This is a genomic window from Aciditerrimonas ferrireducens (assembly GCF_023130475.1).
Lineage (GTDB): Bacteria > Actinomycetota > Acidimicrobiia > Acidimicrobiales > UBA8190 > Aciditerrimonas > Aciditerrimonas ferrireducens.
Map to the genome: position 1 here is coordinate 17,318 of NZ_JAKHEX010000003.1, position 25,854 is coordinate 43,171.

The window sequence follows — 25,854 nt, forward strand, 5'->3', positions numbered from 1 at the left end:
CATCCCGGGCCGGCCCCGCCGATCAGGAGGGGTCATGAGCGAGATACCGCAGGGGCCCGGCTGGTGGCTTGCCTCCGACGGGCGCTGGTACCCGCCCGAGACGGCCCCGCCAGGGCTCTTCGAGGGTGCCTATCCCGGCTACCAGGCCTACTACTGGGACCCTGCCTCGCCCACGGCCCCCCCGAACCCCGGTGCCGTCCCGGCGGCCGACCCCACGACGCCGGCAGCCCCGACGCCCCAGGCACCGGCGACGCCGCCCGACGACGCGCCGGACCAGGCCGCCTCGCTGGGCTCCCTGCCCGGGGTCGGCCCGACCGTCACCGAGCCGTCGCCCCCCGCGGCCAGCGCCGGCCCGTCGCTCGCCGAGCCCGCGTCCAGCACCGGCGGCGACCCCTGGTCGGCCGCGTTCCCGGCCACGCCCCACCCAGCGGCCCCGGCCGCAGAGCCGTCCTGGTCGGCTCCGCCCGGGTCAGCGCCGGTCGAATCGCCTCGGGTCGCATCGCCCCGGGTGGAGTCGCTTCGGCCCGAGGCGGCCCCCCGAGCCCCCGCCGACCGCTGGCGGCCCTGGCTGGCCCTGCTCGGCGTGGCCCTGCTCCTCTGGGGGGCGGGCCAAGGGCTCTTGGCCTGGGCCCAGTGGCGCCTGGTCCGTCAGCAGCTGACCAGCCTGGGCACGGTCACCCAGGGCCACCTGGGCCTGGCCCTGACCGCGGCGGGCATCGTCATCGCCGGTCTGGTCACCCTGGTGTTGTCGGCGACCCTGCCCCGCCGCTGACCGCCAGCTGCTCCGGCGGCGAGGCCAGCTCGGCCGGCGACACGTAGAGCTCCCCGCCCCGGGCCCGGAACTCGGCGGCCTTGGCCGCCAGGCCGGCCGCCACCGCCGGGTCGACCGTCTCGTGGCCCGCCCCGGCTCCCGCCGAGGCCGCCCGGCGGAGGTCGGCGCTGATCCGCATGGAGCAGAACTTCGGGCCGCACATGGAGCAGAAATGGGCGGTCTTCGCTGCCGGGGCCGGCAGGGTCTGGTCGTGGAAGGCCCGGGCCCGTTCGGGGTCCAGGGCCAGGTCGAACTGGTCCTCCCAGCGGAACTCGAACCGGGCCTTCGACAGGGCGTCGTCCCAGGCCCGGGCCCCCGGGTGGCCCTTGGCCACATCGGCCGCGTGGGCCGCGATCTTGTAGGCCACCATGCCGGCCCGCACGTCCTCCCGGTCCGGCAGGCCCAGGTGCTCCTTCGGGGTCACGTAGCAGAGCAGGGCCGTGCCCGCCATGGCGATGACCGCCGCCCCGATGGCCGAGGTGATGTGGTCGTAGCCGGGGGCCACGTCGGTCGTCAGGGGGCCCAGGGTGTAGAAGGGCGCCCCGTGGCACCACTCCTGCTGCAGGGCCACGTTCTCCGCCACCTTGTCCAGGGGCACGTGCCCGGGTCCCTCGATCATGACCTGCACGTCGTGCGCCCAGGCCACCTCGGTCAGCTCCCCCAGGGTCCGAAGCTCGGCCAGCTGGGCCTCGTCGTTCGCGTCGGCCACCGACCCGGGCCGCAGGCCGTCCCCCAAGGAGAAGGCCACGTCGTAGCGGGCCAGGATCTCGCAGAGCTCCTCGAAGTTCGTGTAGAGGAAGTTCTCCTCGTGGTGGGCCAGGCACCAAGCCGCCATGATCGAGCCTCCCCGGCTCACGATCCCCGTCACCCGACCGACCGTGAGCGGCACGAACGCCAGCCGGACCCCGGCGTGGATCGTCATGTAGTCCACGCCCTGCTCGGCCTGCTCCACCACCGTGTCCCGGAACACCTCCCAGGAGAGGGCCTCGGGACGTCCTCCGACCCGCTCCAGGGCCTCGTAGATCGGGACCGTGCCGACCGGGACCGGCGAGTTCCGGATCAGCCACTCCCGGGTGGTCCCGATGGCCGGGCCGGTCGAGAGGTCCATGACCGTGTCAGCCCCGAAGCGGGTCGCCCAGGCGAGCTTCTCCAGCTCCTCAGCCACCGAGGACCGCACCGAGGAGGTCCCCAGGTTGGCGTTCACCTTCGTCAGGAACCGCCGCCCGATGACCATCGGCTCGGCCTCCGGGTGGTTGACGTTCGCCGGCACGATGGCCCGCCCGGCCGCCACCTCGGCCCGCACCACCTCCGGGTCCACCCCCTCCCGCAGGGCAGCGAAGGCCATCTCCGCGGTCACCACCCCCGCCCGGGCGTAGGCCAGCTGGGTCGGCCGCCGCCCCGCCTTGGCCCGCCGGACGGCCCGAGCCGGCCCCCGGAACGGGGGGAACCCGGCCCGCTCGCCCTCGCGGTCGGCGCCCGTCGCCGCCCCCGGCCCCATCGGCTTGCGCTCCTCGCAGTCCCCCCGTGCCGTCAGCCACGGCTCCCGCAGCCGGGGCAGGCCCGTCTCGGGGTCTCCGCCGGGGCCGCTCGTGTCGTAGAGCCGCACCGGCGGGTTCTCGACCGGACCCTCCGGGCCCGCCGAGGGCTGGAGCAGGACTTCGGTCCACGGGATGGCCAGCCGCAGGGGCTGCCCCCCGACCAGCACCTCGCGCTCCTCGTACACCTTGCGCCGCATGGCTCTCCTCCCTCCGCCGGCATTACCCGGATCAGGTTCCACGGTCGGCGCCGCTCTGAGGCGCCCTCTCAGCCCGGTTCGCCCGAGCTCCCGTCGGGGCCATCCTCGCGCACCTGGCCCCCGGACCGCCCGCCACTTCGCTAGGGTCCGACCGGACCGACCAGCTCGCCGCCGGGCGCGCCGACCAATCCCCGACCGCCATGACCGCCATCCTCGGAGTTAACTGCTTCAGCCACGACACCGCCGCCTGCCTCCTCGTCGACGGCCAGGTGGTGGCCGTCGGCGAGCAGGAGCGCTTCGACCGCCGACCCCACACGAAGGCCTTCCCCGACGACGCCGTCGCCTACTGCCTGCGCGCCGGTGGCCTCGACCCCCAGGACCTCGACGCGGTGGCCGTCGCCCAGCGCCCCTGGCTGGACCTGGCCCGGGGCGGGGCCGACGCGATCCGCCGCCTGGCCCCCAAGCGCCTGGCCGCCCAGGGGGTGGTCGACCTCCGGCTCCTCGCCCAGGAGCTGGACTTCCGCCGCCGCTACGGCTTCCGGGCGCCCCTGGTCCACGTCGGCCACCACGACGCCCACGCCGCCGCGGCCTTCTTCGCCAGCCCCTTCGAACAGGCCGCCGTCCTGACCGTCGACCGCGGCGGGGACTTCCTCTCGACCACCCTGGCCGTCGGCCGGGGCAACCAGCTCGAGGTCCTGGCCGAGATCGCCAACCCCGACTCCCTCGGCGAGGTCTACTCGGCCATCACCTGGTTCTTGGGCTTCACCCCGAACGCGGACGAGGGCAAGGTCATGGGCCTGGCCCCCTACGGCTCCACCCGCCTGGCCCGCGAGCTGGCCGAGCTGGTCCGCCTCGAGCAGCAGGGCCGCTTCCGGGTCGACCTCCGCTGGTTCGGCTACCACCGGGAAGGGAAACCGGTCTCCCGCCGCTTCCTCGCCCGCTACGGCCCGCCCCGCCAGCCCGAGGGGCCCCTCGCCGAGCGGGACAAGGACCTCGCCATGGCCGTCCAGCTCCTCGTCGAGGAGGCCGGGCTCCACCTGGCCCGCTGGCTCCGGGAACGAAGCGGCCTGCCCCGGCTCTGCCTGGCCGGCGGCGTGGCCCTCAACTCGGTCATGAACTTCCGCCTCCTCCAGGAGGCCGGTTTCGAGGACCTCTGGGTCCAGCCGCTCTCCTCGGACGCCGGCAACGCCCTCGGGGCCGCGCTCTACGTCCACCACGTCCTGCGGGGCGCCCCCCGCCGCTACGTCATGGACCACCCCTTCCTTGGGCCCGAGCACCCCCCGGCGGCCGCCGAGCGGGCCCTGGCCGCCACCGGCCTGCCCCTCGAGCGGCCCGCCGACCCCGCCGCCCGGGCCGCCGAGCTCCTGGCCGCCGGCCTGGTCGTCGGCTGGTACCAGGGGCGGGGCGAGGTCGGGCCGCGGGCCCTCGGGAACCGCTCGATCCTCGCCGACCCCCGCCGGGCCGAGATGCGCGACGTCGTGAACCACCGGGTCAAGCGCCGGGAGTGGTTCCGGCCCTTCGCCCCGGCCATCCTCCACGAGCGGGGCCCCGACTACTTCGTCGACTACCGGCCCAACCCCTTCATGACCATGGTCGAGGCCATCCGCCCCGAACGCCAGGCCGAGATCCCGGCCGTCACCCACGTCGACGGCACCGGCCGCCTCCAGAGCGTCACCGCCGGCTTCAACCCCCGCTTCCGGCGTCTCATCGAGGCCTTCGACCACCTGACCGGCGTGCCGGTGGTCCTCAACACGAGCTTCAACGTCCGGGGCGAGCCTATGGTCAACACCCCCGAGGAGGCCGTCGCCGACTTCCTCCGCACCGAGATGGACGCTCTCGTCCTCGGCGACCTCCTGGTCATGAAGCCCGAGCGCCGCCGCCAGCTCGATCCGAGCTGACCTCCCCGGCCGCCGAGGGCACCTGGCCCTCGATGGCCTCCCCGGCGTCTTCGCCGGCTCCGAAGAGGTCCCGCCGGCGCTCGGCCAGCACCCGCCGGTAGATCCGCAGGTGGTCCTCCACCATCCGCGCCGCCGAGAACCGCTCCTCGGCGCGCCGCCGGCAGGCCGCCCGGTCCAGCGCCGCCGCCCGGCGCACCCCGGCCACCAGCTCCTCCTCGCTGGCCCCCAGGAACCCCGTCACCCCCGGCTCCACGATCTCGGGCGCGGAGCCCATGGGGGTGGCCACCACCGGCGTGCCGCTGGCCAGGGCCTCGATCATGACCATGCCGAAGGGCTCGGCCCACTGGATGGGGTTCAGCAGGCAGCTGGCCCCCCCGAGCAGCGCCAGCTTGTCCGCCCCGCCGACCTCCCCGACATACTCGACCGAGCCGCCCAGCAGCGGGGCCACCTCAGCCTCGAAGTAGGCCCGTTCCAGGGGCTCCTGCATCTTCGCGGCAATCTTCAGCGGCACCCCGGCCCGCCGGGCGATCCGGGCCGCCAGGTGCACCCCCTTGTCCGGGTGCATCCGGCCCAGGAACAACGCGTAGCCGCCCTCGCCCCGGCCCACCGGGAACTGGTCGAGGTCCAGGCCGTGGTGCACCACCCCCGCCAGCTGCACCCCCTTCGCCGTTTTCGCCTGGTGGTGCGAGATGGCGATGACCGGGACTCGCTGGGAGATCACCCGGTAGATCGGCCCGAGCTCCCCATCGAAGGGCCCGTGGTTCGTCGTCACCACCGCCAGCCACGGGAACCGGTCGGCGTAGAGCGGGCCGACCAGGGTGTGGTCGTGGACCACGTCGCAGTCCTGCACCGCCTCGTAGGCGGCCAGGGCCTGTCGAAGCTCCGGCACCGGGCCCGGGGCCCCCACCCCCAGGGCCTCCTCGTAGACCCAGGCCCGGGGGACCGGACAGCTGCTGTCCCCCGTGCAGAACAGCACCACCTCGTGCCCGGCGGCCACCAGCCCCCGGGCCAAGACGTCCAGGACCCGCTCCGTGCCGCCGTAGGCGGGCGGCGGCACCGGCACCACGGGCGGGGCCACGATGGCGATCCGCACCGCTTGGACCTCCTCTGTCAGCTGCCTGCCTCCGCTTGGCGTCGCCACCCCGCGTCGGCACCAGCCCTCGGGGCGGCCCACCACCAGATTAGCACTCGTCGACCGCGAGTGCTAACGCCCGGCAGGATCTGCCACGATGGTCGCGCTTCGGCTACCCTCCAGGCCGGCGGGGTCCAGCAGCGGACCGCCCGGCGGTCCACGACGGAGGGAGGGGACGTGACCACCACCGACCTCGGCCTCACCGAGGAGCTCGGCCGCCTGCTCGTCCGGCCCGAGGCCTGGGCCGACATGGACCACTGGCACGCCGCGGTCGCCGAGGCCCGCCGAAGGGCCCCGGTCTGGCCCATCGAGGTCGAGGGCTTCGCCCCCTTCCTCGCCGTCCTCGCCTACCGGACCGTCCAGCAGGTCTCCCGGGACAACCAGACCTGGCTCAACACCCCCCGCTCGGTCCTCCAGCCCGAAGCCGAGTACCAGGCCATGCTGGCCGCCGGCATCCCCGAGCCCCGGACCCTCGTCCACCTCGACGGGGAGGAGCACCACCTCCACCGCCAGGTCACCGCCGAGTGGTTCAAGCCCCAGACGGTCAACGCCCGCCAGCCCCGCATCGACGCCATCTGCCAGCAGTTCGTCCAGAAGATGGCCGACCTGGGCGACACCTGCGACTTCGCCCAGGACATCGCCCAGCCCTTCACCCTGCGGGTCATCATGGACATCTACGGGGTGCCCGAGTCCGACGAGGCCCTCATGCTCCAGCTCACCCAAGGGCTCTTCGGCGCCGGGGACCCCGAGTACATGCTCGACCCGACCGACCCCCACGCCTCGCTCGTCGCCTCGGTCACCACCTTCATCGAGTACTTCACCGCCCTGACCGAGGACCGCCGCCGCCACCCCCGCGACGACCTGGCCACCGTCATCGCCAACGGCCAGCCCGGCGGCCAGCCCATGGGGGAGGCCGAGCGGCTCTGGTACTACATCATCGTGGCCACCGCCGGCCACGACACCACGTCCTTTGCCATGTCCGGCGGCCTCCACCAGATGCTCCGCCAGCCCGAGATCCTCCCGGCCATCGCCGAGGACCCCGGCCGGGCCGTGGCGGCCGCCGAGGAGGCCCTCCGCCTCACCTCGCCGGTCCGCCACTTCCTCCGCTACGCGGCGACCGACACCGAGGTCGAGGGCGTCCCGGTCCGGGCCGGCCAGCGGGTCCTCCTCAGCTACCCCTCCGCCAACCGGGACGAGACCGTCTTCCCCGACCCGAACCGCATGGACCTCGAGCGGCCCAACGCCGATCGCCACCTCGGCTTCGGCATCGGCGCCCACTTCTGCCTCGGCGCCCAGTTCGCCCGCCGGGAGCTCCGCACCATGTACGCCCGCCTCGCCCAGGACCTCGCCGAGATCGAGCCGGCCGGACCCGTCGAGTGGGCCCAGTCGAACTTCGTCTCGGGCCCCAAGCACCTCCCCGTCCGCTACCGCTTCCGCCCCGGCCGCCCCTGAGCCGCCCCGACGGCTCGCCGCGGCCCCGGGGCCCGGCTCGCTGGGGGGCGACGCCGACCCCTAGCATGGCCCCGTGCTCGCCTCCCTCCGGCGCTGGTGGCAGGTCGGGCCCGACCGCTGGCGTCGGCGCCTCGTCGTGGCCCTCGGCCTGGTCTGGATCCTCGACGGCCTCCTGCAGTTCCAGCCCAGCATGTACAGCCGGGGCGGCGACAGCTTCGCCGGGACGGTCCTGCAGTACAACACCATGGGCCGGCCCAACCCCCTGACCGACCTCATCCACTTCGCCGTCACCCTCACCTACGGCACCGCCCTCCGCCAGGACGTCTTCAACACCCTCGCCGCCCTCGTCCAGCTCGCCATCGGCCTCGCCCTCCTGCGTCGCCGGAGCGAGAAGCTCGGCCTGGCCGGCACCTGCCTGTGGGCCCTCGTGCCCTGGATCGTCGGCGAGGCCCTCGGGCAGATGCCCTTCCCCCAGGCCTCCATGGCCATCGACGGCTCGCCGGGCGCCGCCGTCGTCTACATCCTCCTGGCCCTGGCCCTCTGGCCCCGGCGATCCCCGTCCGCCAGCGCCGGGCCCGACGGGCTCGCCTCGCCCGCCGACGGCGGGCTGCTCGGCAGCCGGGGGGCCCTCGGGCTCTGGAGCGCCATCTGGGTCGGCACCGCCCTCCTGGAGCTCGAGCACGCCAACTGGGCCCCCAACGCCCTCGCCGCCCAGCTCCGGGCGAACGCCGACGGGGAGCCCGGCTTCCTCGCCAGCCTCGACCGGGCCGTCGCCCACCTCGTCGCCGGCCACGGCCTCGAAGCCGCCCTCCTCATGGCCCTCGTCCAGGTCTGGGTCGGCATCGCCGCCCTCCGGCCCCTCACCCGGACCACCGCTCTCAAGGTCGGGGTCGTCGTCTCCGTCCTCTACTGGGTCGTCGGCCAGAACCTCGGCGGCCTCCTCACCGGCTCGGCCACCGACCCCCAGCTCGGGCCCATGCTCGTCCTCTACGCCCTCGCCCTCTGGCCCCGGGCCGCCCACCCGGTCGGCCTGCCCGGCCCCACCGAACCGGTCGAGCCGGTCACCACCACGGCCCCCCTCGACGCCCCGGCCGAACCGGCCCCCCCGCCCGTCCCGGTCGGCTGACCACCTGCGGCCATGGCGCTTCGGATCGAGGGCAGCCGCAGCGTCGAGATCGCGGCCCCGCCGACCCTCGTCTGGCAGCTCGTGGCCGACGTCACCCGCATCGGCCAGCTCTCCCCCATCACCGTGGCTGCCCGCTGGCTCCCGCCCCACCAGGGCCCGGTCGTCGGGGCCCGCTTCCAGGGCACCAACCGCCTGCCCCTGGTCCGTCGCTGGACCTCCGTCGCCACCGTCACCGACGCCCAGCCCGGGGTCCGCTTCGCCTTCGCCGTCGGCCGCGACCCCGCCCGGCCGAACACCCTCTGGTCCTACGACCTCGAACCCACCCCCCTCGGCTGCCGGGTCACCGAACGCTGGCAGATGGTCCGGGAGCCCTGGATCGTCCTCCTCTACTACCGCCTCGTCGGCCAGGCAGACCGGGTGGCCCGGGGCGTCGAGCAGACCCTCGCCCGCCTCAAGGCCGCCGCCGAGGCGCAGGCCCGCCGCGACCCCGTCGACCCTGGGCGGACCCCGTGAGCGGGCCCCCCGGCCCGACCTCCGGCTGGCAGCCCCTCACCCCCCGGGTGGCCTGCCACCTCCAGCTCCCCGGCGGCTGGGGCCTGGCCAACAGCGGCCTGGTCCTCGGCCCCGAGGCCTCCCTCCTCGTCGACGTCCCCTTCGACCGCCGCACCACCGAGGCCCTCCTCGCCGGCCTCGACCCCCTCCTCCGGGGCGCCGGGCCCCTCCGCTGGCTGGTCATCACCCACGCGAACGGCGACCACTGCTACGGCGCCGGCCTCCTCGAGGTCCCCGAGGTGCTCGCCACGCCGGCCTGCGCCGAGGAGCTCGCCGCCCTGCCCCCGAGCGCCCTGGCGGCGTTCTGCGCCCAGGCCCCGGCCCTCGGCGACGCCGGCCGGCTCCTCGCCCACGCCTTCGACCGCTTCGACTTCACCGACCTGCCCCTCCGCCTCCCCGACCGGACCCTCGACGCGCCCCTCACCCTCCACGTCGGGGGCCAGCCGGTCGAGCTCCGCCCGGTCGGCCCGGCCCACACCGCCGGCGACCTCGTCGTCCTCCTCCCCGAGGACCGCGTCCTCTTCACGGGCGACCTCGTCTTCGCCGGCAGCCACCCCGTCGTCTGGGCCGGGCCCGTCCGCCGCTGGATCGCCACCCTCGCCCAGCTCGAGCAGGAGGCCGTCGGCTGGCGGGTCGTCCCCGGCCACGGCGCCCCCGGGGACCACCGCCTCCTCGCCGCCACCCGCCGCTACCTCGAACAGCTCCTCCAGCGGGCCGAGGCGCTCGTGGCCGCCGGGGTGCCCTACGAGGACGCCCTCGGGCGGCTCGACCCCGGCGGCTTCGACCCGGAGGTGGCGCACTGGCTCGAGCCCGAACGCCTGGCCGCCAACCTCGCCGCCTGCTACCGCGACCTCGGCCAGGACGCCCCGGCCCAGCCCCTCGACCTCCTCGCCGCCATGGGACGGCTCCTCCCGCCCCCGCCAGCCCCCTGAGCCCGCCCCCGACGGCGGGACCCGGGGAGCGGGCCCCCAGGGCCCTCAGGCGCCCTCGGGCGACGGACGCCGGTGCACCACGCTCGCCCCGGCCTGGTCCCGGGCCAGGACCACCAGCTGGTCCACGTTCACCCACGCCGGCCGGGTCACGCAGAACAGGATGCACTCGGCCACGTCCTCGGCCCGCATCGGGGTCAGGCCCTCATAGACCGCCTTGGCCCGCTCGGCGTCCCCCCGGAACCGGACCACGGAGAACTCCGTCTCCACCAGCCCCGGGTCCACCTCGCTCACCCGCACCGGCCGGCCCAGCAGCTCCAGGCGCAACGCCCGGGTCAGGGCCCGCTCGGCGAACTTCGCCGCGTTGTACCCCCCGCCGCCCACGTAGGCCTCGTGCCCGGCGATCGACCCCACCATCACCACCACCCCGTCCCCGCTGGCCTCCAGCTTCGGCAGCAGCGCCCGGGTCATCCGCAGCGTCCCCAGCACGTTCGTCTCGTACATCCGTCGCCAGTCCGCCTCGTCGGCCTCCTCGATCCGTTCCAGGCCGATGGCCCCCCCGGCGTTGTTCACCAGCACCCGGCACTCGGGCACCTCGGCGCAGAACCGCTCCACCGACGCCGGGTCGGTCACGTCCAGGGGCAGCGCCCGGGCTCCGATCGGGTCGGCCACCTCCCGCAGCCGCTCCAGCCGCCGGGCCCCCACCACCACCTCGAACCCCGCCCCGGCCAGCGCCCGGGCCGTCGCCGCCCCGATCCCGCTGCTCGCCCCCGTCACCACCGCCACGCCCCTCGCTGCGCTCATGGCCCCATCCTGGCCGTCGGCCACCCCGCGCTCCAGCCCGCACGGGCCGCCCCGCCCTGCCTGGCCGGCGGTTCGCCGCCAGCAGCCGCTGCCGGGGCCCCGAGCCCCCCGCTAGCGTCCTGCCGTGGCCTCCCCCCTGTCCCGCCCCGGCACCCGGGCCCTCGCCCTCCTCCTCGACGCCCTCCTCGTCCTCCTCTTCGTCGTCCTCGGCCGCATGGCCCACGCCAAGGGCCTCAGCCTCGCCGGCGTCGCCTCCACCGCCTGGCCCTTCCTCGCGGGCGCCGCCCTCGGCTGGCTCGTCAGCGCTGCCTGGCAGGATCCCCTCTCGGCCCGCCGCACTGGTCTGCCCGTCTGGCTCAGCACCGTCGGCTGGGGCATGGCCCTCCGGGCCATCGGCCACCAGGGCGTCGACGCCGTCTTCCTCGGGGTCGCCGCGGCGTTCCTGGCGCTCTTCCTCGTCGGCTGGCGGGTCCTTGCGCTCCTCGTCGCCGCTGGCCTCGACCGGCGCTCCCAGGCGGTCCACCGGAGCCACCCGGTCCCCTGACCCGCGACGGCCAGGAGGACGCCCCCGGGGGGCGCCGCCGCCGTTGTTTCACACAAACTCCACAACGCCGGCGTGCGAGCGGTTCGGCATGCGGCGTCGTTGTGTCACACAAACTCCACAACGCTGGCGAGGACAGGGCCATTCGGTGCTCAGCGCCGGGCGCCGCAGCCCGCCCCTGGCTCCCTCAACGCGCCGTGTCCCACGGCAGCGGGGGCGCCACCAGTCGGGGCAACGCGGACCGGACCGGCCCGAAGCGGGGCTCGCCGGCTTCCCAGGCGCGGCGGGCCTCGGCGAGCTCCACCCGGCTGCGGCCCACGAAGTTCCACCACATGACGAGCGGTTCCTCGAAGGGCGGCCCGCCGAGCAGCAAGACGACCGCCGGCCGCTCGGCCTCCACGGTCACGACGTCCCGCCCAGGCGGCCACACCGCGAGGACACCGGGCTCGAGCCGGTGAAGCCCGAGGCGCAGTGGGCCCCCGGCGAGCAGGCAGAGGCCGTGCTCGTCGGCGGCCCGCACCGGCAGGCGCAGGGAACCAGCGGGCAGCCGGAGCTCCGCCCCGAGGTGGGGGGTGTCCCGGCGGGCCGGCGAGCGGGCCCCGGCCAGCTCCCCGACCAGCACCCGGGCCTGGCCGCCCCCCGGGAGGGGGAGGACCGGGAGGTCGACGTGGTGCTCGAAGGCGGCGGCACCCCCGGCGGTGGCCGCCGGCTGGGCGATCCACAGCTGCGCCCCCTGGAGGCGGGGCAGGGCCCGCCCCGTGGGCTCCTCGGCGTGGGCCACCCCGTGACCGGCTGTCATGAGGCTCAGCTCGCCGGGGCGCACCACCTGCTCGCTCCCCAGGCTGTCCCGGTGCAGGACCTCCCCGTGGAGGAGCCAGGTCACGGTCTGCAGGCCGCAGTGCGGGTGGGGCGGCACGGCCAGGCCCGGCCGGCCGGGCCCGGTCGAGACCGGACCGAGGAGATCGAGGAAGCACCAGGGTCCGACGCTGCGCCGGGCCCGCTGGGGCAACAGGCGGGTGACCGGCACCCCACCCACCTCGGTCGCCCGTCCCCGGAACAGCTCGACCTCGGCCTGCCCGGGCCCTGCGCCCGGGGATGCGCCGGTCGCCGCCTCGTCGCGCTCGAGCGGCCCGCTCATCACCACCCGAGCCTCCCACGCCCGGCCGGGCGTCGCCGAGCCGGTACGGTCGGGCCCGTGCGCCGCGACCTGCGGGAGCTCCTCGGCCCCCGGCCCCTGGTCCTTGCCCCCATGGCCGGGGGACCCACCGGGGCGGCCCTCGTGGCCGCGGTGGCCGAAGCGGGCGGCCTGGGCCTGCTCCCCGCCGGGTACCGCAGCGCCGCCCAGCTGGCGGCGGACCTCGAGGAGCTGCGAGCCCGGGGGGTGTCCCGCTTCGGGGTCAACCTCTTCGTGCCCCAGGGGCCCTGCCCGGACCGCCAGGCCCTCGACGCCTACCTCGACGCCCTCCGTCCCGAGGCGGAACGGCTCGGGGTCGAGCTCGGCGAACCCCGCCACGACGACGACGACTGGGAGGCCAAGCTGGCCCTGCTGCTCGCGGAGCCGCCCCCACTGGTCAGCTTCGTCTTCGGCTGCCCCCCGGCGGAGGTGGTCGACGCCTTCCACCAGGCCGGCTGCCTCGTGGTGGTGACCGTCACGCGGCCCGACGAGGCCCGCGAGGCGGTGGCGGCCGGGGCCGACGGCCTCTGCGCCCAGGGCCTCGAGGCGGGCGGGCACCGGGGCGGGACCCGGGACGACCTCGACGGCCAGCTCCCCCTCCTCGACCTCCTCGGGGCCCTCCGCGGGGTGACCGACCGGCCCCTGCTGGCCGCAGGGGGGCTGGGCAGCGCGGCGGCGATCCAGCGGGCCCAGCGGGCCGGTGCCCTCGCCTGCCAGTGCGGCACCGCCTTCCTGCTGGCCGACGAGGCCGGCACCAGCGACGCCCACCGCCAGGCCCTCCAGACGGGCCGCTTCCCCACCACCGTCCTCACCCGGGCCTTCACCGGACGCTTCGCCCGGGGACTGGCCAACCGCCTGGCCCTGGCCGGCCGGGACGCCCCTGGCTGCTACCCCGAGATCCACCACGCCACCCGGCCCCTCCGCCAGGCCGCCGCGGCCAGGGGCGACCTCGAGGTCCTCCACCTCTGGGCCGGCACCGCCTTTCCCCTCGCCGAGGCCCGGCCCGCCGGGGAGATCGTCGAGCGGCTCTGTCCCGCCGGCTGATCGCCCCGGCATGGCATCCACATTTCGGTTCAAAGCGAAGTGTTCGACGGTTACGGTGCGGCCCATGCCGAGCCCGAACCGATCGAACCGCCCAGCGAGCAGCCTGGAACCCGAGAGAGAAGCGTTCCTCGAGACCCTCGAACGAACCCCGCCCGACGCTGCCACAGCGTGTCGCCTCTGGCGGGCCCACGAGCTGACCGCGCATCTTGCGGCCGGGGCGGTTGAGATCGCCCGGACGCTGGAAGCCTTCGGTGAGGGACGCCCAGTTCCCCCGACCCGGTCCTTCGAGGAACGCGAAGCCCCCTATCGGTCAATGGGCCCAGCCGTGCTCAAGGCGGCCCTTGCCACCAGTCTGGACCGAGTGACTGGTGCCATCGAAGCGGTGCTCCAGCGCGATCCCCAGGCCATCGTGCCCTGGACCGGTCGTCGGATGGCTGTGGCGAGCTTCGTCACCCATCTGCGAAGCGAGCTTGCCCTGCACCGGTGGGACCTCGTTGGCGACGACGGGGACGGTTTCCGCCTGCTCGGACAGCCGGAGTTGACCGAGCACGCGGTGGCGTCGTTGGGCCGAGTGCTCGTGTCCCGATCGCCCCGCCCCTCGTCGAACAACCGCCGCATCGCCCTGCACTCCCCTGATACCCCCGACGTCGTCGTGGTCGTCGACCAGGAGGGCGCCAGGCTCGAACACGGGACTGGCACCGAGGACCCGGCGCTCGTCGCCGACCCGGCTGCCCGCCTCCTCGTGCTCTGGGGTCGGCAGCCCGCCGACCCTCGACGGGTCCGGGTCCCCGCTGGTCCTGACCTGTTGGCGGAGCTGCGGACCCTCCTGGCCGGCTACTGAGCCCTGTCGAGGCCCGCGCCGGGCGGCAGAAGGGCCAGGTCCCAGCTGGCCGGGTCGACCCCCAGGACCTCCTCGAGGGCAGTCCTCCCGCTGGCCGTCACCAGGACGATCCGGCGTTCGCCCAGCCGAAGCCACCCGAGCTCCAGCAACCGCCGCAACAGGCGAGCGCCGAGAGCACCAGCCAGGTGGGGCCGACGCTCGCTCCAGTCCACACAGGGGCGGACCAGGGGTCTTCGCCCGCTGCTCGAAAGGTCCACGCCCACGCATGCCAGCGCCGCCCGACCCGAAGGCGTCAGCCGATACGAGCGGGAGGGAGGCCCACCAAGGCAGGCATCTCCCGACTCTTCCTCGAGCAGTCCGCGGGCGAGGAGGCCGTCCAGAAGGGCTACGCCCAGCCGACCTGCCAGATGGTCGTAGCACGTTCGGGCCCGTCGGAGGGCCTCGGCGTAGGTGCCCTGACGCAGGGACCTCACCGACTGGCGCGGTGCGACCCGAGCCAGTGCCTCGAGTGCCTGGGCCACCTCCGGTCGGGCCAACCCGTAGACCCGCTGCCGACCTTCCCGTCGGACCGTCACCAGCCCGCCAGCGACCAGGCGCGCCAGGTGCCCGGACATCGTCGAGGGCGCCACGCCGGCTTCGGCAGCGAGCACGCCCGCCGGCTTGGGCCGACCATCGAGTAACGCCATGAGGGCGGCAGCCCGGGCCGGTTCTCCCACCAGATTCGCCACCGAAGCAACATCGGCGTCCCCGCCCACGCTCCCACCGCTCCGCACGGTGCCAAGCCTAAGGCTGCCCCTGCGCCGGCGACCGGGGCGGTCGGGCACACCTGCCATGAGCGGCCGGTCGAGCTTTGCGTTCCCGGCGTCCCGACCCGTTTCGTGCCAGGCTCGGGGCCATGAGCGGCACCTTGAGCACGCCGCCGGACCGAGGCGGACCGTCCGGATCTCTCCTGCCCCCGGGTTTCCGCTTCGGGGTGGCCACCGCAGGGTTCCAGGTCGAGGGCGGCTACAACGGACCGGGCGAGCCGGCCAACAACTGGCTGGCCTGGGAGCGGGCCGGGCGGGTCGAGCCCTCGGGGATCGCCCTCGACTTCTGGCGGCGCGCCGAGGAGCAGCTGGAGAAGGTGGCGGCCCTCGGCTGCGACACCTTCCGGCTTTCGGTGGAGTGGGCCCGGGTGGAGCCGGCCCCGGGGGAGCTCGACGAGGCGGCCCTCGCCCGCTACCGCCAGATCCTGCTGGCCTGCGCCGAGCGGGGCCTGACCCCGGTGGTGACCCTCCACCACTTCACCCACCCGGCCTGGCTCGGCGAGGAGTTCTGGCTGGACCCGGCCGCCCCGGAGCGCTTCGCCGGGTGGGCCGAGGCGGCCGTCGCCCGGCTCGGGGAGCACTGCCGGCACTGGGTCACGCTGAACGAGCCGAACGTCGTGGCCTTCGGCAGCTACCTGCTCGGGCTCTTCCCCCCGGGCCGCCGGGACCTCCGGGCGGCCCTGGCCGCCTTCGACCACCTCCTGGCCGGCCACCTCCTGGCCTGCGGGCGGATCCGGCGCCGCCAACCCGAGGCCTGGGTGACGACGAACACCGCGGCGGCCTCGGTCCACGAGGTCGACCGCCTGGGCCTGGACCTCCTGGTGGCCGACCCGGCGGACCTCGACCCGGGCCGCTTCCCCGACTGGCTGGCCGCCGCCCGGGCCGCCTGGGACGCCCTGGTGCCGCCCCCGGACCCCGTGGACCGGTGGTTCCGCCGCCTGGTCCGGCGCCGCTTCGAGGGACCGCTGCGGTCCGGGCTCTCGGCCACCGTGGCCGCTCGCCGCCAGGACCCCGAGCTCCGGGCCCTCGACGCCGTCGGGGTCGACTACTACAACCCCTACCTGTCCCGTCACCTGCGGCTCCCCGGCCAGCCGACCGCCGGGGGCCGTTCCTGGTCCATCAGCCGGCCCCTGTGGGACGACGTGGTGGACCCCGCCGGTCTCCTCGTCTTCTGCCGGGCGGCCGCTGCCACCGGCCTGCCGGTCTGGATCGTCGAGAACGGCCTGGCCAGCCGGGTCCGCCGGGGCCGGGCCTTCCCCCGCCTGGACGGCTGGGACCGTCCCCGCTACCTGCGGGCCATGCTGGGCGCCGTCCTGGCGGGCCTGGCCGAGGGCCTGCCCATCGAGGCCTACCTGCACTGGACCCTGGCCGACAACTACGAGTGGGGCAGCTACGAGCCCCGCTTCGGCCTCTTCGGCGTGGACCGCGAGCGGGGCCTGCGCTGGTCCGAGCACGACAGCCTCGGCCAGGACGCGGCCGGCACCTACGCCCGGATCATCGCTGGGCTCCGGGCCGGGGACCCGAGCGTCGTCGACCGCCTGGCCTCGGCCCGCTGAGCCCCGCCCGGGCTGGCCCGGTCCGAGCGGGGCTCAGCGGTCGGCCACCGCCAGGGGCCCGAGGGCCGAGAGCTCCTCGGCCACCTGCGGGTCGCCCAGGACCACGGTCCGCTGGCCGGCGGGGGCCAGGAGCCGCCGGGCCGCCGCCCGGACGGCATCGGGCTCGACCGCCTGGAGGGCAGCGCTGTGGCGCTCTAGGTAGTCGGCCGGCAGGCCATCGAGGGCCTGCCCGATGAGCGAGCCGGCCAGGCCCCCGCCGGTGGCCGTGGCGAGCAGCAGGCTGCCCAGGGCGTAGCGCCGGGCGTCGGCCACCTCGTCGGCGTCGAACCCGAGGGCCGCGGCCCGCCCGAGCTCGTAGGCCACCTCGACGAGGGCCGGGGCGGTCACCTCGGTGGCCACGTCCAGGGCCACGAGGAACCGGGACCCGGCGAGGCGGTGCTCGATGCCCGAGTGGGGCGAGTAGGTGTAGCCCCGGCGCTCCCGCAGGTTCTCGACCAGCCGGCTGCTGAAGAGGCCCCCGAACGCCAGGTTGGCGAGGACCGTGGCCGGCCAGGAGGCATCGGCTCGGCGGGGGGCCGGCCCCCCGATCCGGATGGTGCTCTGCACCGCCCCCGCTCGCCTCACCAGGGCCAGGGGCCCCGCAGGCGGCGCCCCGAGCGGCTCGGGCAGCGCCAAGGTCGGCTGGGTGGCCGCCTCGGCGAACCAAGGCCCAAGGGCCTCCTCCACCCGGGCCAGGGCCTCGGCGGGCGGCCAGTCGCCGACGAGGACGAGCCGGGCACCGGGGTGCCCGAAGACCGTCCGGTGCAGGGCCCGCAGCCCCTCGGCCCGGACCCGCCGCACGGCGCTCGGGCTGGGCAGGCCCTGGCCGTAGGGGTGGCGGGGATGGAGCCGCCGGTCGAGGGCCTCGCCGGCCAGCACCCGGGGCTGGCTGCGGGCCAGCAGGATCTCCTCGGCCACCCGCCGCCGGTCCCCGGCCACCACCCCCTCAGGGTACTGGGCGTCGTGCAGCACCTCCCCGACGAGGGCCAGCAGCGCCGGCAGCTCCTCGGCGAGGCTCCCGGCCCGCAGCACCGCCCGGTCCCGGCCCACCTCCACCGAGAGGTAGCCCCCCAGGCGCTGGACCGCGCCGGCCAGCTCGGCCCGGTCCCGTTTCGTGGTCCCGCCGAGGACCGACTCGTCGAGGACCGCCAGGGCGGCCCGCTGCTCGGCGGCCGCCGCCGGCAGGGGCCAGGCCAGGCGCAGCTCCACGAGGGGCACGGCGGCCCGCCGGACCGCCCAGCCGACCACGCCGCCGGGGAGCGTGGCCTCGGCCCACTCCCCCAGGCGGAACTGGGCCGTCACCTCGGGCACCGGGGGCCGGGCCGGGGCGTTCACCGGGCCTCCCCGCCCGGCAGGACCTCCAGGACCGCCGGGTGCTGCTCGGCCAGCCAGCGGGCCGCGGCCCGCACCCGGGCCTCGTCGACCGCGCCGAGGCGGGCCGGCAGCTCGACGAGCAGCTCGGGTCGCTGGTGGATCACCGTCAGGTCGGCCACCTCGAGGGCCCGGTCCAAGACGTCCTCCTGGCCCCGCCAGCGCTCCGCCTCCAGCACGGCGCGGACCCGGGCCAGCTCCTCGGGGGCCGGGCCCTCCTCGGCCAGCCGGCCGAGCTCCGCCACGATCGCCTCCCACAGGGCCCCCTCGGGGCGCACCCCCGGGTGGAAGAGGGTGACCTGGAACAGCAGCGGGTCCCGCATGGAGAGGGGGTCCCCGAAGGTCCCGAGGTAGCAGCCCACGTCGGTCGCCACCCCCTCCTCGTGGACCAGCCGCCGCCGGAGCCGGCTGGCGTCCCCGTCGCCGAGCAGGGCGGCGACCACCAGGCAGTCCAGCAGCCGGTCCAGGTCCCCCACCGGGTCCGGGGCCCGCAGGCCGTAGGCCACGGCGGGGCTCGGGGCCCGGGGGTCGGTCACCTGCCGGCGGCGGGGCTCGGGCAGGGGCGGTTCGGCGAAGCTCGGCCGGGCCGGCTTCGGCCTCGCCTCGATCGGCCCGAAGTGCTCCTCGGCCAGGGCCAGGACCCGCTCGGGCTCGCAGTCCCCGCAGACCGCCAGCACGGCGTTGGCCGGGGCGTAGTAGGTGCGGTAAAAGGCGGCGGCGTCCTCCAGGCTGGCGCCCTCGAGGTCCTCGAAGGAGCCGTAGCCGTTGTGGGCGTTGGCGAAGCTGTCGAAGGCGACCGCGGGCAGGTCGATCCAGGGGAAGCCCCCGTAGGGCCGGTTCAGGACGTTCACCCAGATCTCCTCTTGGACCACGGCGATCTGGTTCTCCAGCTTCTCCTGGTCCAGGGCGAGCCGCCCCATCCGGTCGGCCTCCAGGAACAGGGCCAGCTCCAGGGCCGGGGCCGGCAGGGCCTCGTAGTAGGAGGTCAGGTCCGGTCGGGTGTGGCCGTTGAAGACCCCCCCGGCTCCTTGGACCAGGCGGGCGTGCTCCATCTTCCCGACCCCGGCCGAGCCCTGGAACATGAGGTGCTCGAAGAGGTGGGCGAATCCGGTCCGCCCCTCGGGTTCCGAGCGGAAACCCACGTCGTAGACCACGCTGACCGCCACCACGGGGACGGCGTGGTCGGGGAGCACCACGACCTCCAGGCCGTTGGCCAGCTGGTCGCGCACCAACTCGAGGGTCCGTGCCGGGGGCGCCACCTCCTCATCGTGCCAGGCCCCCTCCCGCCCCGGCCAACCCGACCTCCCTCGTGCCGACCCCCGGGGCCGGCCACCGGGGGCGCTCGCCGGCCTCGGGCAGGACCAGCACCGGGCAGGCCGCCTTGGCGAGGAGCAGGGGCGCCACCAGCCCGGTCCGGCCTGGGTCCTCGGGGCCCGCCACGCCATGACGGCCTCCAGCGCCACCCCCCGGCAGGCCGCCTCGGCGGCCGCCATCACGAGCGCCCCGGGCGAACCCGAGGTCGGGCTCACCCCGCAGACCACCGGCCCGGCCCCCCAGGGCAGCCCGGCGAACGGGTCGAGGCGGTCGGCGGCAGGCATGACGGGCGGTCAGCGGAAGGTCGGGCCATGTCCTCCGGGGCGGTCCGCTCGGCGTTCACCCCAAAGAACCAGGCGACGATCCCACCCAGGATCATCACGCCGGCGCCCAGCAGGTACCGGGGGACCAGGGGTCAGGACCGTCCCGGCCCTCCGTGGCCCAACCCTCTCGAGGCCCGGTTCACACCCGTCGGCGAGCAGGTGAGGGATCGGAACAGGCTGTCGGCGATTCGCCCAGGGAACCGGGCCGGGCCAGGTAGTAGCCCTGGCCGTACTCCACCCCCAGGGCCTCCACCGTGGCCAGCTCGCCGGCCGTCTCCAGCCCCTCGGCCACGACGAGGGCGCCGGCCCGATGGGCGAAGCCGACGAGGCTCGCCGCCAGGTCCCGCCGCAGCCCGTCCCGGTCGATCCGCCGCACCAGGCTCCGGTCCAGCTTCACCATGTCGGGCCGCAGCTCCAGGACGTGGGAGAAGCTGGCGTAGCCGGCCCCGGCGTCGTCCACCGAGAGCCGCGCCCCGTAGCGCCGCAGCCGGGCCACGGCCTCCCCCAGGCCGGCGTAGTCGTCGACCCGCAGGTGCTCGGTCAGCTCGACCACCACCCGCTCGGCCTCCACCCGGCCCACCAGCTCGGCGAAACGCTCGTCCCGGAGCGTCACCGGCCCCACGTTCACCGCCAGGGCCACGGCCGGGGGCAGCTCGGCCAGCAGGGCCAGGGCCCGCCGGGCAGCCGCCAGCTCGAGGTCCGCCCCAAGACCCACCCGCTCGGCTTCGGTGAACCAGCGGTCCGGTGGCCGAACCGGCCGGGTCGGGAAACGGGCCAGGGCCTCGACCCCGACCACCGACCGACCCCGCAGCTCGAAGATTGGCTGGACCACCATGGTCGGGCCGCCCTCCGCGAGGACCGCCTCGATCGCCAGGCGTCGCCGCCCCAGCTCGGCCAGGCCGGGGTCCACGAGGGAGGTTACGAAGGCCCCCACCGCTTCGATCTCGGCGGCGTCGACCCGCAGCCCGGCCCGGTGCCCCGGCGTGCTGAAGTCGCTCACCAGCTTCGTCAGGGCCTCGCTGGTCGCCACCACGGTGGCCACCACGCTGGCCACCGCCTCGGCTCGCCGCAGATCGGTCTCGTTGAAGGCCTTCGGCGAGGGCGAACCGGCAGCCAGCACCCCCACGACCTTGCCGGCGTGCATCAGCGGCACATACAGCGACGACCGCAGTCCGTTGGCCGCCATGATCGCCCGGTCCACGTTCGGGTCGCTCCGGGCGTCCTCGCAGATCGCCGAGCGACCGGTGGCCATCGCCCAGCCGCAGAGGCTCTGGCGCACGTCGACCACGATGTCGAAGTCGCCCTCTCGGTCCCGGATCGTCCGGAACAGGTAGACCGTGCCGTCGGGCCGGGGGAGCCCCACGCTGGCGCTGCCGGCGTGGTCGAGCAGCTCCAACAGGCCTCGGGAGGCCCGCCGAACCAGCTGCTCGGGGTCCAGGCCCCGACGCCCCATCGCGCCCTCGGCCACCACCTCAGCCGCTCCCCTGCCTTTCCCACCCCCCGCCGGTTCCGACCCGTCCCCGACGCCCCAGCGTCCTCGGTCAGGCACCCGGCCACCTTGACCGTCCCCGACGCGCGTAGTGCGAGGGTCGTTGGCCGTTGCTGCCATGTTGGCACCGATCAGGGCCCCTGTGAAGGGTTTTCCTGCTCTCGGGCCCGGTCGAAGGCCACGCCCCCCGGCCGACGCCGGTGCCGGCCACCGTCAGTAGGGCTCGACGTGCTCGAAGTAGCGCCGAGGGTTCTCGACGAGCATGGTCCGGATCTGGTCCTCGCTGACCCCCCGTTCCCGCAGGGCCGGCACCACGTCCCGCAGGACGTGCTCGTAGTGCCAGTTCGGCATGACCTGCTCGACGACGCCGGCCGGGAACCAGTCGATGTAGCAGGAAGCGTCCTGGGAGAGGACCATCCGGTCGGCGTAGCCCTCGGTGCACAGTCGCACCACCGTCTCGACCCGTTGCTCGAAGGGCAGGAGGACGTCCAGCCCGAAACGGTCCATGCCGAGGATCGAGCCGGCGTCGGCCAGCTGCCGCAGGTAGTCCAGGTCGGTGGAGTCCCCGCTGTGGCCGATGACCACCCGGGTCAGGTCCACCCCTTCTTCCCGCAGGACCCGCTGGACCTCGAGGCCGCTTCGGTTGTGGACGTTCGTGTGGACCGTGATCGGCGCGCCGGTGGCCCGGTGGGCCTTGGCCACGGCCCGCATGACCCGCTCCACCCCCGGGGTCAGGCCCGGCTCGTCGATGGCGCACTTCAAGAACGCGGCCTTCACCCCGGTCCCGGCGATGCCCTCGGTGATGTCCGAGACGAACAGCTGCACGAGGGGCTCCTCCCCGTCGAGCAGCGTCCCGGGGCCTACGTAGTGGAGGGGGAAGGGCACGTCCCGGTAGGTGTAGAGCCCGGTGGCGACGACGATGTGCAGGTCGACCTGCTCGTTGACCCGCTGGATGCGGGGGATGTAGCGCCCGAGGCCGACCACCGTGGGGTCCACGATGGTGTCGACCCCCTGGGCCTTGAGCCGCCGGAGCTTCTCCACCGCGTCGGCGACCTTCAGCTCTTCGTCCCAGCCGGCCGGGTAGTTCTGCAGCATGTCCGGGGTCAGCACGAAGACGTGCTCGTGCATCAGCGTGGTGCCCAGGGCCGCGGTGTCCACCGGCCCCCGGACCGTCTCGACCGTCGCCATCGCCCCCTCCCGTCTCTCGGCCCTCGCCGGCCCCGTCAATCCGGACGCACCCGGAGGCGTGGCCGTCGAGGGACGCTCGGAGCCTAGGCCAGGCTGTCGGCTGCGGGTTGGACCGTCCCGTCGTCGACCGGGGCCCCCTCGGGCCGGTCCGGGCCCGGCACCAGCGGGCCCGTGCCGGCCAGCAGTCGCCGCACCCCGGCCGCCAGGTCGGCCAGCTCCATGGGGAGCACGAAGGTCGAGCCCGCCGACTCCCCCACGCGCTGCAGCGTCTGGAGGTACTGCAGGGCCAGGGTCCGCTCGTCGAGCCCCCGGGCCACCGTCTCGAGCTCCGTCAGGGCACCGGCCAGCCCCTGGGCCCGGAGGCGGGCCGCCTGGCGCTCCCCCTCGGCGGCCAGCACCGTCGCCTGCTGCTGGCCCTCGGCCAGGGTGATGGCCGCCTGCCGCTCCCCCTCGGCGGCCAGCACCGCCGCCTGCTTCTGCCCCTCGGCCTCGGTCACGAGGGCCCGCCGGGCCCGTTCGGCGGCCATCTGCCGGGTCATGGCCTCTTGGACCGTCGGCGGCGGGTTGACCTCGCGGACCTCGACGTTCGTCACCTTCACCCCCCAGCGCTCGGTGACCTCGTCCAAGCGGACCCGCAGCGCAGCGTTGATCTCCTCGCGCTTGGAGAGCACGTCGTCGAGCGAGATCCCCCCGACGACGCTCCGCAGGGCGGTGGCCGCCAGGTTGAGCGCCGCGCCCTTCAGGTCCTGGACGGCCACCACCGACTGCCGGGGGTCGACCACCTTGTAGAAGATCAGGAAGTCGATGGAGATCGCCGCGTTGTCCTTCGTGATGGCCACCTGGTGGGGCACCTCGAAGAACTGTTCCCGCAGGTCCACCAGCTGGGTCCGGTCGGTGACGGGGTTCAGGAACACCACCCCGGGGCCCTTCGTCCCCACCACCCGGCCCAGCCGGAAGACCACGAGCCGCTGGTACTCCCGGGCGATCCGCAGCGAGGTACCGAGGGCCACCAGGGCCGCGAGCACCACCACGGCGATCACGATGCCGACGATCACGTCTCCCCCTCCCCGGCCGCCGGCTCGACCTGCTCGCCCCAGACCCGCAGCCTGAGCCCCTGGACCTCCAGCACCTGCACGGCGCCCCCGGCCGGCACCGTTCCGTTCACCGCCTCGGCGCTCCACTCCTCGCCGGCCACCCGCACCACCCCGAGGGGGGCCAGGCGGCTGAGCGCCACCCCCATGGCCCCCTCCAGGGACGCCCCGGACCCCGAGGGCCCTGACGGTGCTGCGACCCGGTCCCGCCGGAGGGCCGCCAGCCCCGCCGTCCCGAGGGCGCCGCTCACCGTCAGGTCAGCCCCGAGGAGCACCCAGAGAAGGGTCCGGCCGTCCCCCAGGGCCGCCATGACCACCAGCCACGCGGCCGCCAGGATCCCCAGGGCCGCGGCCAGGACGTGGGCGTGGGGCCCGGCGTGGAAGCCGGCCAGGGCCACGAGGACCACCAGGCCGAGCAGAACACCAGCCACCAGCCACATGGCCGCTCCTCTCGAGGTCAGCCAACACCCAGCCTAGGCCCCCGCCGCCCCCCACCGGCACCGGGCATGTGCACCGGGGTACGAGCGGGTTCAGGGTGGCCGGGTTGCTGCCGATCACTGTCCCGTGCCCCTCGGCGAGCACCGTCCCCACGAGCCCGACCCCGGCGCCCTGGCCCTCGAAGTGGCCGTCCTCCGCCAGGAGCTGGCCCGGACCCAGGCCAAGCTGGCCGAGGCCCGGGCTCTCGCCGAGCTGGTCGAGCGCTCCCCCCACCCGGCCCTGGTCCACGACGGTCGGGTGGTCCTCTGGGCCAACGACGCCGCCGCCCACCTCGTCGAGCTCGAGTCCGGCCAGGCCTTCGTGGGCACCCCCCTCGTCGACGTCGTCGAACCGGCCTCCCAGCGAACGGCCTGGGAACGCATCGCCGCCACCCTCCGGGGCGAGCCACTCCCGACCCCCGGGGAGTTCGTCATCCGGACCCGCAGCGGTCGCCGGGTGGTGGTCGAGACGCGGGCGTCCCGGACCGTCTGGCGGGGCGTCCCGGCCGTCTACATCGTCGTCTGGGACGTCACGGCCCGGCGGGAGCACGCCGCCCAGCTCGCCTGGGCCGCCACCCACGACACCCTCACCGGGCTGCTCAACCGGGACGGCATCCGGGCCCACCTCGACCACGACCTCGGCGCCCGGCCCTGCCCGGACCCCGACCACACCCCCGCCCAGGTCATGGCCGTCCTCCTCCTCGACCTCGACGGTTTCAAGGCGGTCAACGACCGGAACGGGCATGCCGCCGGCGACGCGTTCCTCCAGGCCGTGGCCGCTGCCCTCCAACGGACCGCCGGGGACCACCCGCTCGGCCGTCTCGGCGGCGACGAGTTCCTCTGCCTCCTCCGGGACCCCGCCCCCGGGGAGCCCGAGGCACTCGCCGAGCGCTTGGCGGCGGCCGTGGCCGAGACGGCCCAGCCGCAGAACCCGCCCACTGCGGACTCGGCGACGGCGGCCACCGATGCAGCAGTCCCCGCGGTCACGGCCAGCATCGGCGTGGCCATCGGCCGGACCGGCCAGGTCTCCCCCTCGGTCCTCCTCGCCGCCGCCGACGCCGCCATGTACCGGGCCAAGCGCCGCGGCGTCAGCCACGAGACCGTCGACCTGACCAGCGTCCCATCCGCTCCTGTCCGGGGCTGAACCAGACCTGAGGCGACGAGGCGCCAGGAGCGGTCCCTCGGGCCGAGGGGCGAGCATCCGGCGCGTCTCCGTGCTCCCGAAGTCATCCTGCGGCGCCGTCGGCCCCGTTGGGCAAGCGCAATCTCGTTATCATCCTCGGAGTCGAGGCCGTAGCACCCGTCGAGCAGGAGGTTGGCCAGTGAGCTCGGTCACCTACGAGGCACGAGGCGGCAAGGCAATCTACAACGGCCGGACGCTTGCCGAATGGGTACCCGAGGTCGTCGACGCCCTCGTACGGGCCTGCGACCCCGAACAGGTCCTCCTCTTCGGGTCGGTGGCGCGAGGAGATGATGGCCCCGATTCGGACCTCGACCTGATGGTGGTGTGCTCGTCCATCGACTACACCAAGCGTCACGAGCTGGAGGCGGAGCTCTATGCCGAAATCGGCGGTCGTGCACCGGTCCAGCTCTTCGTTACCGACCGCCGTGAGTGCGAACGTCGCCGCGACGTCATCGGCTCGATGCACTACTGGCCGCTCCGGGAGGGACGGGTCGTCTATGCCCGAGCTGCCTGACAACAACGACGAGGAAGCCCGCCGTTGGCTCCAGAACGTCGAGGACGACCTCCATGCCATGCGTGCCGTTGTACGAGACCCCGAGTCACCTCGTCGCATGGCGTGTTTTCTCTCCCACCTCGTCGTCGAGAAGGCGCTGAAGGCCACGCTGATCGATGCCGGCGTCCCGTTCCCAAAGACCCACAACTTGCTCGTCCTGCACGACGCGTGCCTCCAGCAGCGGCGCCTGCTGACCCTGGAGCGCCCGTTGCTCGCACAATGCAACCCCTGGGCGATCGACGGACGCTACGCCGATGATCTCGCCGAGGCGGACGTCGAGCAGGCGAACCGGTTAGCAGCGTTTGCGGAGCAGGTGGTCGGTGAAGTTCGCCGAGAGCTGCAAGCAAACCGTCGCAGCCCCTGACCGCGTGTACCACCCCGGGCTCGGTCGAGGCTCTCACGCTGTGATTCCGACCAGGACGCGGT

The 25,854-nt window shown here is 75.1% G+C and carries 25 protein-coding genes; 13 read left to right on the forward strand and 12 right to left on the reverse strand.

Annotated features, from left to right (window positions below; translation table 11 throughout):
- Nucleotides 1-34: 34 nt before the first annotated feature.
- Nucleotides 35-772 (forward strand): hypothetical protein, encoded by a 738-nt coding sequence (locus Acit_RS02980; protein WP_248105558.1) that lies wholly within the window; start codon nucleotides 35-37, stop codon nucleotides 770-772.
- Here the strand turns inward: Acit_RS02980 and thiC are convergent.
- Complete coding sequence (gene thiC / locus Acit_RS02985) at nucleotides 735-2,546, reverse strand: phosphomethylpyrimidine synthase ThiC (protein ID WP_282436137.1); 1,812 nt, start codon at nucleotides 2,544-2,546, stop codon at nucleotides 735-737. The two genes, Acit_RS02980 and thiC, sit on opposite strands and share 38 nt — an antisense overlap.
- Nucleotides 2,547-2,746: 200 nt before the next feature.
- Between thiC and Acit_RS02990 the strand changes: the two genes are divergently transcribed.
- Nucleotides 2,747-4,444, forward strand: coding sequence for a carbamoyltransferase family protein (locus Acit_RS02990; protein ID WP_248105560.1), 1,698 nt, complete (start codon nucleotides 2,747-2,749; stop codon nucleotides 4,442-4,444).
- Here the strand turns inward: Acit_RS02990 and Acit_RS02995 are convergent.
- Nucleotides 4,404-5,537 carry a glycosyltransferase family 4 protein gene (locus Acit_RS02995; RefSeq protein ID WP_312709280.1) on the reverse strand — a complete coding sequence of 378 codons (1,134 nt, stop codon included), beginning with the start codon at nucleotides 5,535-5,537 and terminating at the stop codon, nucleotides 4,404-4,406. The two genes, Acit_RS02990 and Acit_RS02995, sit on opposite strands and share 41 nt — an antisense overlap.
- Nucleotides 5,538-5,753: 216 nt before the next feature.
- Between Acit_RS02995 and Acit_RS03000 the strand changes: the two genes are divergently transcribed.
- The 4 genes from Acit_RS03000 to Acit_RS03015 all read left to right on the forward strand — a co-directional run bounded on the left by Acit_RS03000 (nucleotide 5,754) and on the right by Acit_RS03015 (nucleotide 9,638).
- Complete coding sequence (locus tag Acit_RS03000; RefSeq protein ID WP_248105562.1) at nucleotides 5,754-7,028, forward strand: cytochrome P450; 1,275 nt, start codon at nucleotides 5,754-5,756, stop codon at nucleotides 7,026-7,028.
- Nucleotides 7,029-7,101: 73 nt separating this feature from the next.
- On the forward strand, nucleotides 7,102-8,154 hold the full coding sequence (locus tag Acit_RS03005; protein ID WP_248105564.1) for a hypothetical protein: 1,053 nt from the start codon (nucleotides 7,102-7,104) through the stop codon (nucleotides 8,152-8,154).
- A gap of 12 nt (nucleotides 8,155-8,166) precedes the next feature.
- The gene (locus tag Acit_RS03010; RefSeq protein ID WP_248105566.1) at nucleotides 8,167-8,667 is read left to right on the forward strand and encodes an SRPBCC family protein; all 501 of its coding nucleotides are present in this window, start codon (nucleotides 8,167-8,169) and stop codon (nucleotides 8,665-8,667) included.
- Nucleotides 8,664-9,638, forward strand: coding sequence for an MBL fold metallo-hydrolase (locus Acit_RS03015; protein WP_248105568.1), 975 nt, complete (start codon nucleotides 8,664-8,666; stop codon nucleotides 9,636-9,638). The genes Acit_RS03010 and Acit_RS03015 overlap by 4 nt, the downstream gene beginning before the upstream one ends.
- A 45-nt stretch (nucleotides 9,639-9,683) precedes the next feature.
- Here Acit_RS03015 and Acit_RS03020 read toward each other — a convergent pair whose 3' ends face one another.
- On the reverse strand, nucleotides 9,684-10,439 hold the full coding sequence (locus Acit_RS03020; RefSeq protein ID WP_248105570.1) for an SDR family NAD(P)-dependent oxidoreductase: 756 nt from the start codon (nucleotides 10,437-10,439) through the stop codon (nucleotides 9,684-9,686).
- A 124-nt stretch (nucleotides 10,440-10,563) separates the two neighbouring features.
- Here Acit_RS03020 and Acit_RS03025 point away from each other — a divergent pair, with 124 nt between their 5' ends.
- A complete protein-coding gene (locus tag Acit_RS03025) occupies nucleotides 10,564-10,983 on the forward strand; it encodes a DUF3054 domain-containing protein (protein ID WP_248105572.1) in 420 nt (139 codons plus the stop codon).
- Nucleotides 10,984-11,167: 184 nt separating this feature from the next.
- Here the strand turns inward: Acit_RS03025 and Acit_RS03030 are convergent, their stop codons facing one another.
- The gene (locus Acit_RS03030; RefSeq protein ID WP_248105574.1) at nucleotides 11,168-12,118 is read right to left on the reverse strand and encodes a pirin family protein; all 951 of its coding nucleotides are present in this window, start codon (nucleotides 12,116-12,118) and stop codon (nucleotides 11,168-11,170) included.
- Between the two features lie 57 nt (nucleotides 12,119-12,175).
- Between Acit_RS03030 and Acit_RS03035 the strand changes: the two genes are divergently transcribed.
- The gene (locus Acit_RS03035; RefSeq protein WP_248105576.1) at nucleotides 12,176-13,198 is read left to right on the forward strand and encodes a nitronate monooxygenase; all 1,023 of its coding nucleotides are present in this window, start codon (nucleotides 12,176-12,178) and stop codon (nucleotides 13,196-13,198) included.
- A gap of 64 nt (nucleotides 13,199-13,262) precedes the next feature.
- Complete coding sequence (locus tag Acit_RS03040; protein ID WP_248105578.1) at nucleotides 13,263-14,039, forward strand: maleylpyruvate isomerase N-terminal domain-containing protein; 777 nt, start codon at nucleotides 13,263-13,265, stop codon at nucleotides 14,037-14,039.
- On the opposite strand, the gene Acit_RS03045 is transcribed toward Acit_RS03040, so the two are convergent.
- On the reverse strand, nucleotides 14,033-14,872 hold the full coding sequence (locus tag Acit_RS03045) for a helix-turn-helix domain-containing protein (RefSeq protein WP_282436138.1): 840 nt from the start codon (nucleotides 14,870-14,872) through the stop codon (nucleotides 14,033-14,035). The genes Acit_RS03040 and Acit_RS03045 overlap by 7 nt on opposite strands.
- Nucleotides 14,873-14,934: 62 nt before the next feature.
- On the opposite strand from Acit_RS03045, the gene Acit_RS03050 reads away from it, so the two are divergent.
- Nucleotides 14,935-16,401, forward strand: coding sequence for a glycoside hydrolase family 1 protein (locus Acit_RS03050; protein WP_248105580.1), 1,467 nt, complete (start codon nucleotides 14,935-14,937; stop codon nucleotides 16,399-16,401).
- A 33-nt stretch (nucleotides 16,402-16,434) separates the two neighbouring features.
- Here Acit_RS03050 and Acit_RS13425 read toward each other — a convergent pair whose 3' ends face one another.
- The 7 genes from Acit_RS13425 to Acit_RS03085 form a co-directional block, all read right to left on the reverse strand.
- Nucleotides 16,435-17,775: a M16 family metallopeptidase gene (locus Acit_RS13425; RefSeq protein ID WP_248105587.1), complete on the reverse strand. Its 1,341-nt coding sequence runs from the start codon at nucleotides 17,773-17,775 to the stop codon at nucleotides 16,435-16,437.
- Nucleotides 17,772-19,070: a M16 family metallopeptidase gene (locus Acit_RS03060; protein ID WP_248105588.1), complete on the reverse strand. Its 1,299-nt coding sequence runs from the start codon at nucleotides 19,068-19,070 to the stop codon at nucleotides 17,772-17,774. The genes Acit_RS13425 and Acit_RS03060 overlap by 4 nt, the downstream gene beginning before the upstream one ends.
- A 4-nt stretch (nucleotides 19,071-19,074) precedes the next feature.
- A complete protein-coding gene (locus Acit_RS13430; RefSeq protein WP_248105589.1) occupies nucleotides 19,075-19,251 on the reverse strand; it encodes a hypothetical protein in 177 nt (58 codons plus the stop codon).
- Nucleotides 19,252-19,587: 336 nt separating this feature from the next.
- Nucleotides 19,588-20,916 carry a sensor domain-containing phosphodiesterase gene (locus Acit_RS03070; RefSeq protein ID WP_248105590.1) on the reverse strand — a complete coding sequence of 443 codons (1,329 nt, stop codon included), beginning with the start codon at nucleotides 20,914-20,916 and terminating at the stop codon, nucleotides 19,588-19,590.
- Between the two features lie 234 nt (nucleotides 20,917-21,150).
- Nucleotides 21,151-22,125: a phosphotriesterase family protein gene (locus Acit_RS03075; RefSeq protein ID WP_248105591.1), complete on the reverse strand. Its 975-nt coding sequence runs from the start codon at nucleotides 22,123-22,125 to the stop codon at nucleotides 21,151-21,153.
- 83 nt (nucleotides 22,126-22,208) lie between these two features.
- Nucleotides 22,209-23,180: an SPFH domain-containing protein gene (locus Acit_RS03080; RefSeq protein ID WP_248105592.1), complete on the reverse strand. Its 972-nt coding sequence runs from the start codon at nucleotides 23,178-23,180 to the stop codon at nucleotides 22,209-22,211.
- Complete coding sequence (locus tag Acit_RS03085; protein WP_248105593.1) at nucleotides 23,177-23,656, reverse strand: NfeD family protein; 480 nt, start codon at nucleotides 23,654-23,656, stop codon at nucleotides 23,177-23,179. The genes Acit_RS03080 and Acit_RS03085 overlap by 4 nt, the downstream gene beginning before the upstream one ends.
- Nucleotides 23,657-23,780: 124 nt before the next feature.
- Here Acit_RS03085 and Acit_RS03090 point away from each other — a divergent pair, with 124 nt between their 5' ends.
- The 3 genes from Acit_RS03090 (at nucleotide 23,781) to Acit_RS03100 (ending at nucleotide 25,792) form a co-directional block, all read left to right on the forward strand.
- Nucleotides 23,781-24,836 (forward strand): GGDEF domain-containing protein, encoded by a 1,056-nt coding sequence (locus Acit_RS03090; protein ID WP_248105598.1) that lies wholly within the window; start codon nucleotides 23,781-23,783, stop codon nucleotides 24,834-24,836.
- A gap of 178 nt (nucleotides 24,837-25,014) precedes the next feature.
- Entirely contained in the window at nucleotides 25,015-25,389 is a 375-nt protein-coding gene (locus tag Acit_RS03095; protein ID WP_248105600.1) for a nucleotidyltransferase domain-containing protein, read from the forward strand.
- Nucleotides 25,373-25,792, forward strand: a complete 420-nt coding sequence (locus Acit_RS03100) for a HEPN domain-containing protein (protein WP_248105601.1) — start codon at nucleotides 25,373-25,375, stop codon at nucleotides 25,790-25,792. Before Acit_RS03095 ends, Acit_RS03100 begins: the two co-directional genes overlap by 17 nt.
- The last annotated feature ends 62 nt before the right edge of the window (nucleotides 25,793-25,854 follow it).

Bases quoted from the DNA above. Each gene is read 5' to 3' on its own strand.
- Acit_RS03040 (WP_248105578.1), top strand. From the start codon at position 13,263: ATGCCGAGCCCGAACCGATCGAACCGCCCAGCGAGCAGCCTGGAACCC.
- Acit_RS03075 (WP_248105591.1), bottom strand. From the start codon at position 22,125: ATGGCGACGGTCGAGACGGTCCGGGGGCCGGTGGACACCGCGGCCCTG.
- Acit_RS02990 (WP_248105560.1), top strand. From the start codon at position 2,747: ATGACCGCCATCCTCGGAGTTAACTGCTTCAGCCACGACACCGCCGCC.
- Acit_RS03100 (WP_248105601.1), top strand. From the start codon at position 25,373: ATGCCCGAGCTGCCTGACAACAACGACGAGGAAGCCCGCCGTTGGCTC.
- thiC (WP_282436137.1), bottom strand. From the start codon at position 2,546: ATGCGGCGCAAGGTGTACGAGGAGCGCGAGGTGCTGGTCGGGGGGCAG.
- Acit_RS03085 (WP_248105593.1), bottom strand. From the start codon at position 23,656: ATGTGGCTGGTGGCTGGTGTTCTGCTCGGCCTGGTGGTCCTCGTGGCC.
- Acit_RS03010 (WP_248105566.1), top strand. From the start codon at position 8,167: ATGGCGCTTCGGATCGAGGGCAGCCGCAGCGTCGAGATCGCGGCCCCG.
- Acit_RS03045 (WP_282436138.1), bottom strand. From the start codon at position 14,872: ATGGCAGGTGTGCCCGACCGCCCCGGTCGCCGGCGCAGGGGCAGCCTT.
- Acit_RS03050 (WP_248105580.1), top strand. From the start codon at position 14,935: ATGAGCGGCACCTTGAGCACGCCGCCGGACCGAGGCGGACCGTCCGGA.
- Acit_RS02980 (WP_248105558.1), top strand. From the start codon at position 35: ATGAGCGAGATACCGCAGGGGCCCGGCTGGTGGCTTGCCTCCGACGGG.
- Acit_RS03020 (WP_248105570.1), bottom strand. From the start codon at position 10,439: ATGAGCGCAGCGAGGGGCGTGGCGGTGGTGACGGGGGCGAGCAGCGGG.
- Acit_RS03030 (WP_248105574.1), bottom strand. From the start codon at position 12,118: ATGAGCGGGCCGCTCGAGCGCGACGAGGCGGCGACCGGCGCATCCCCG.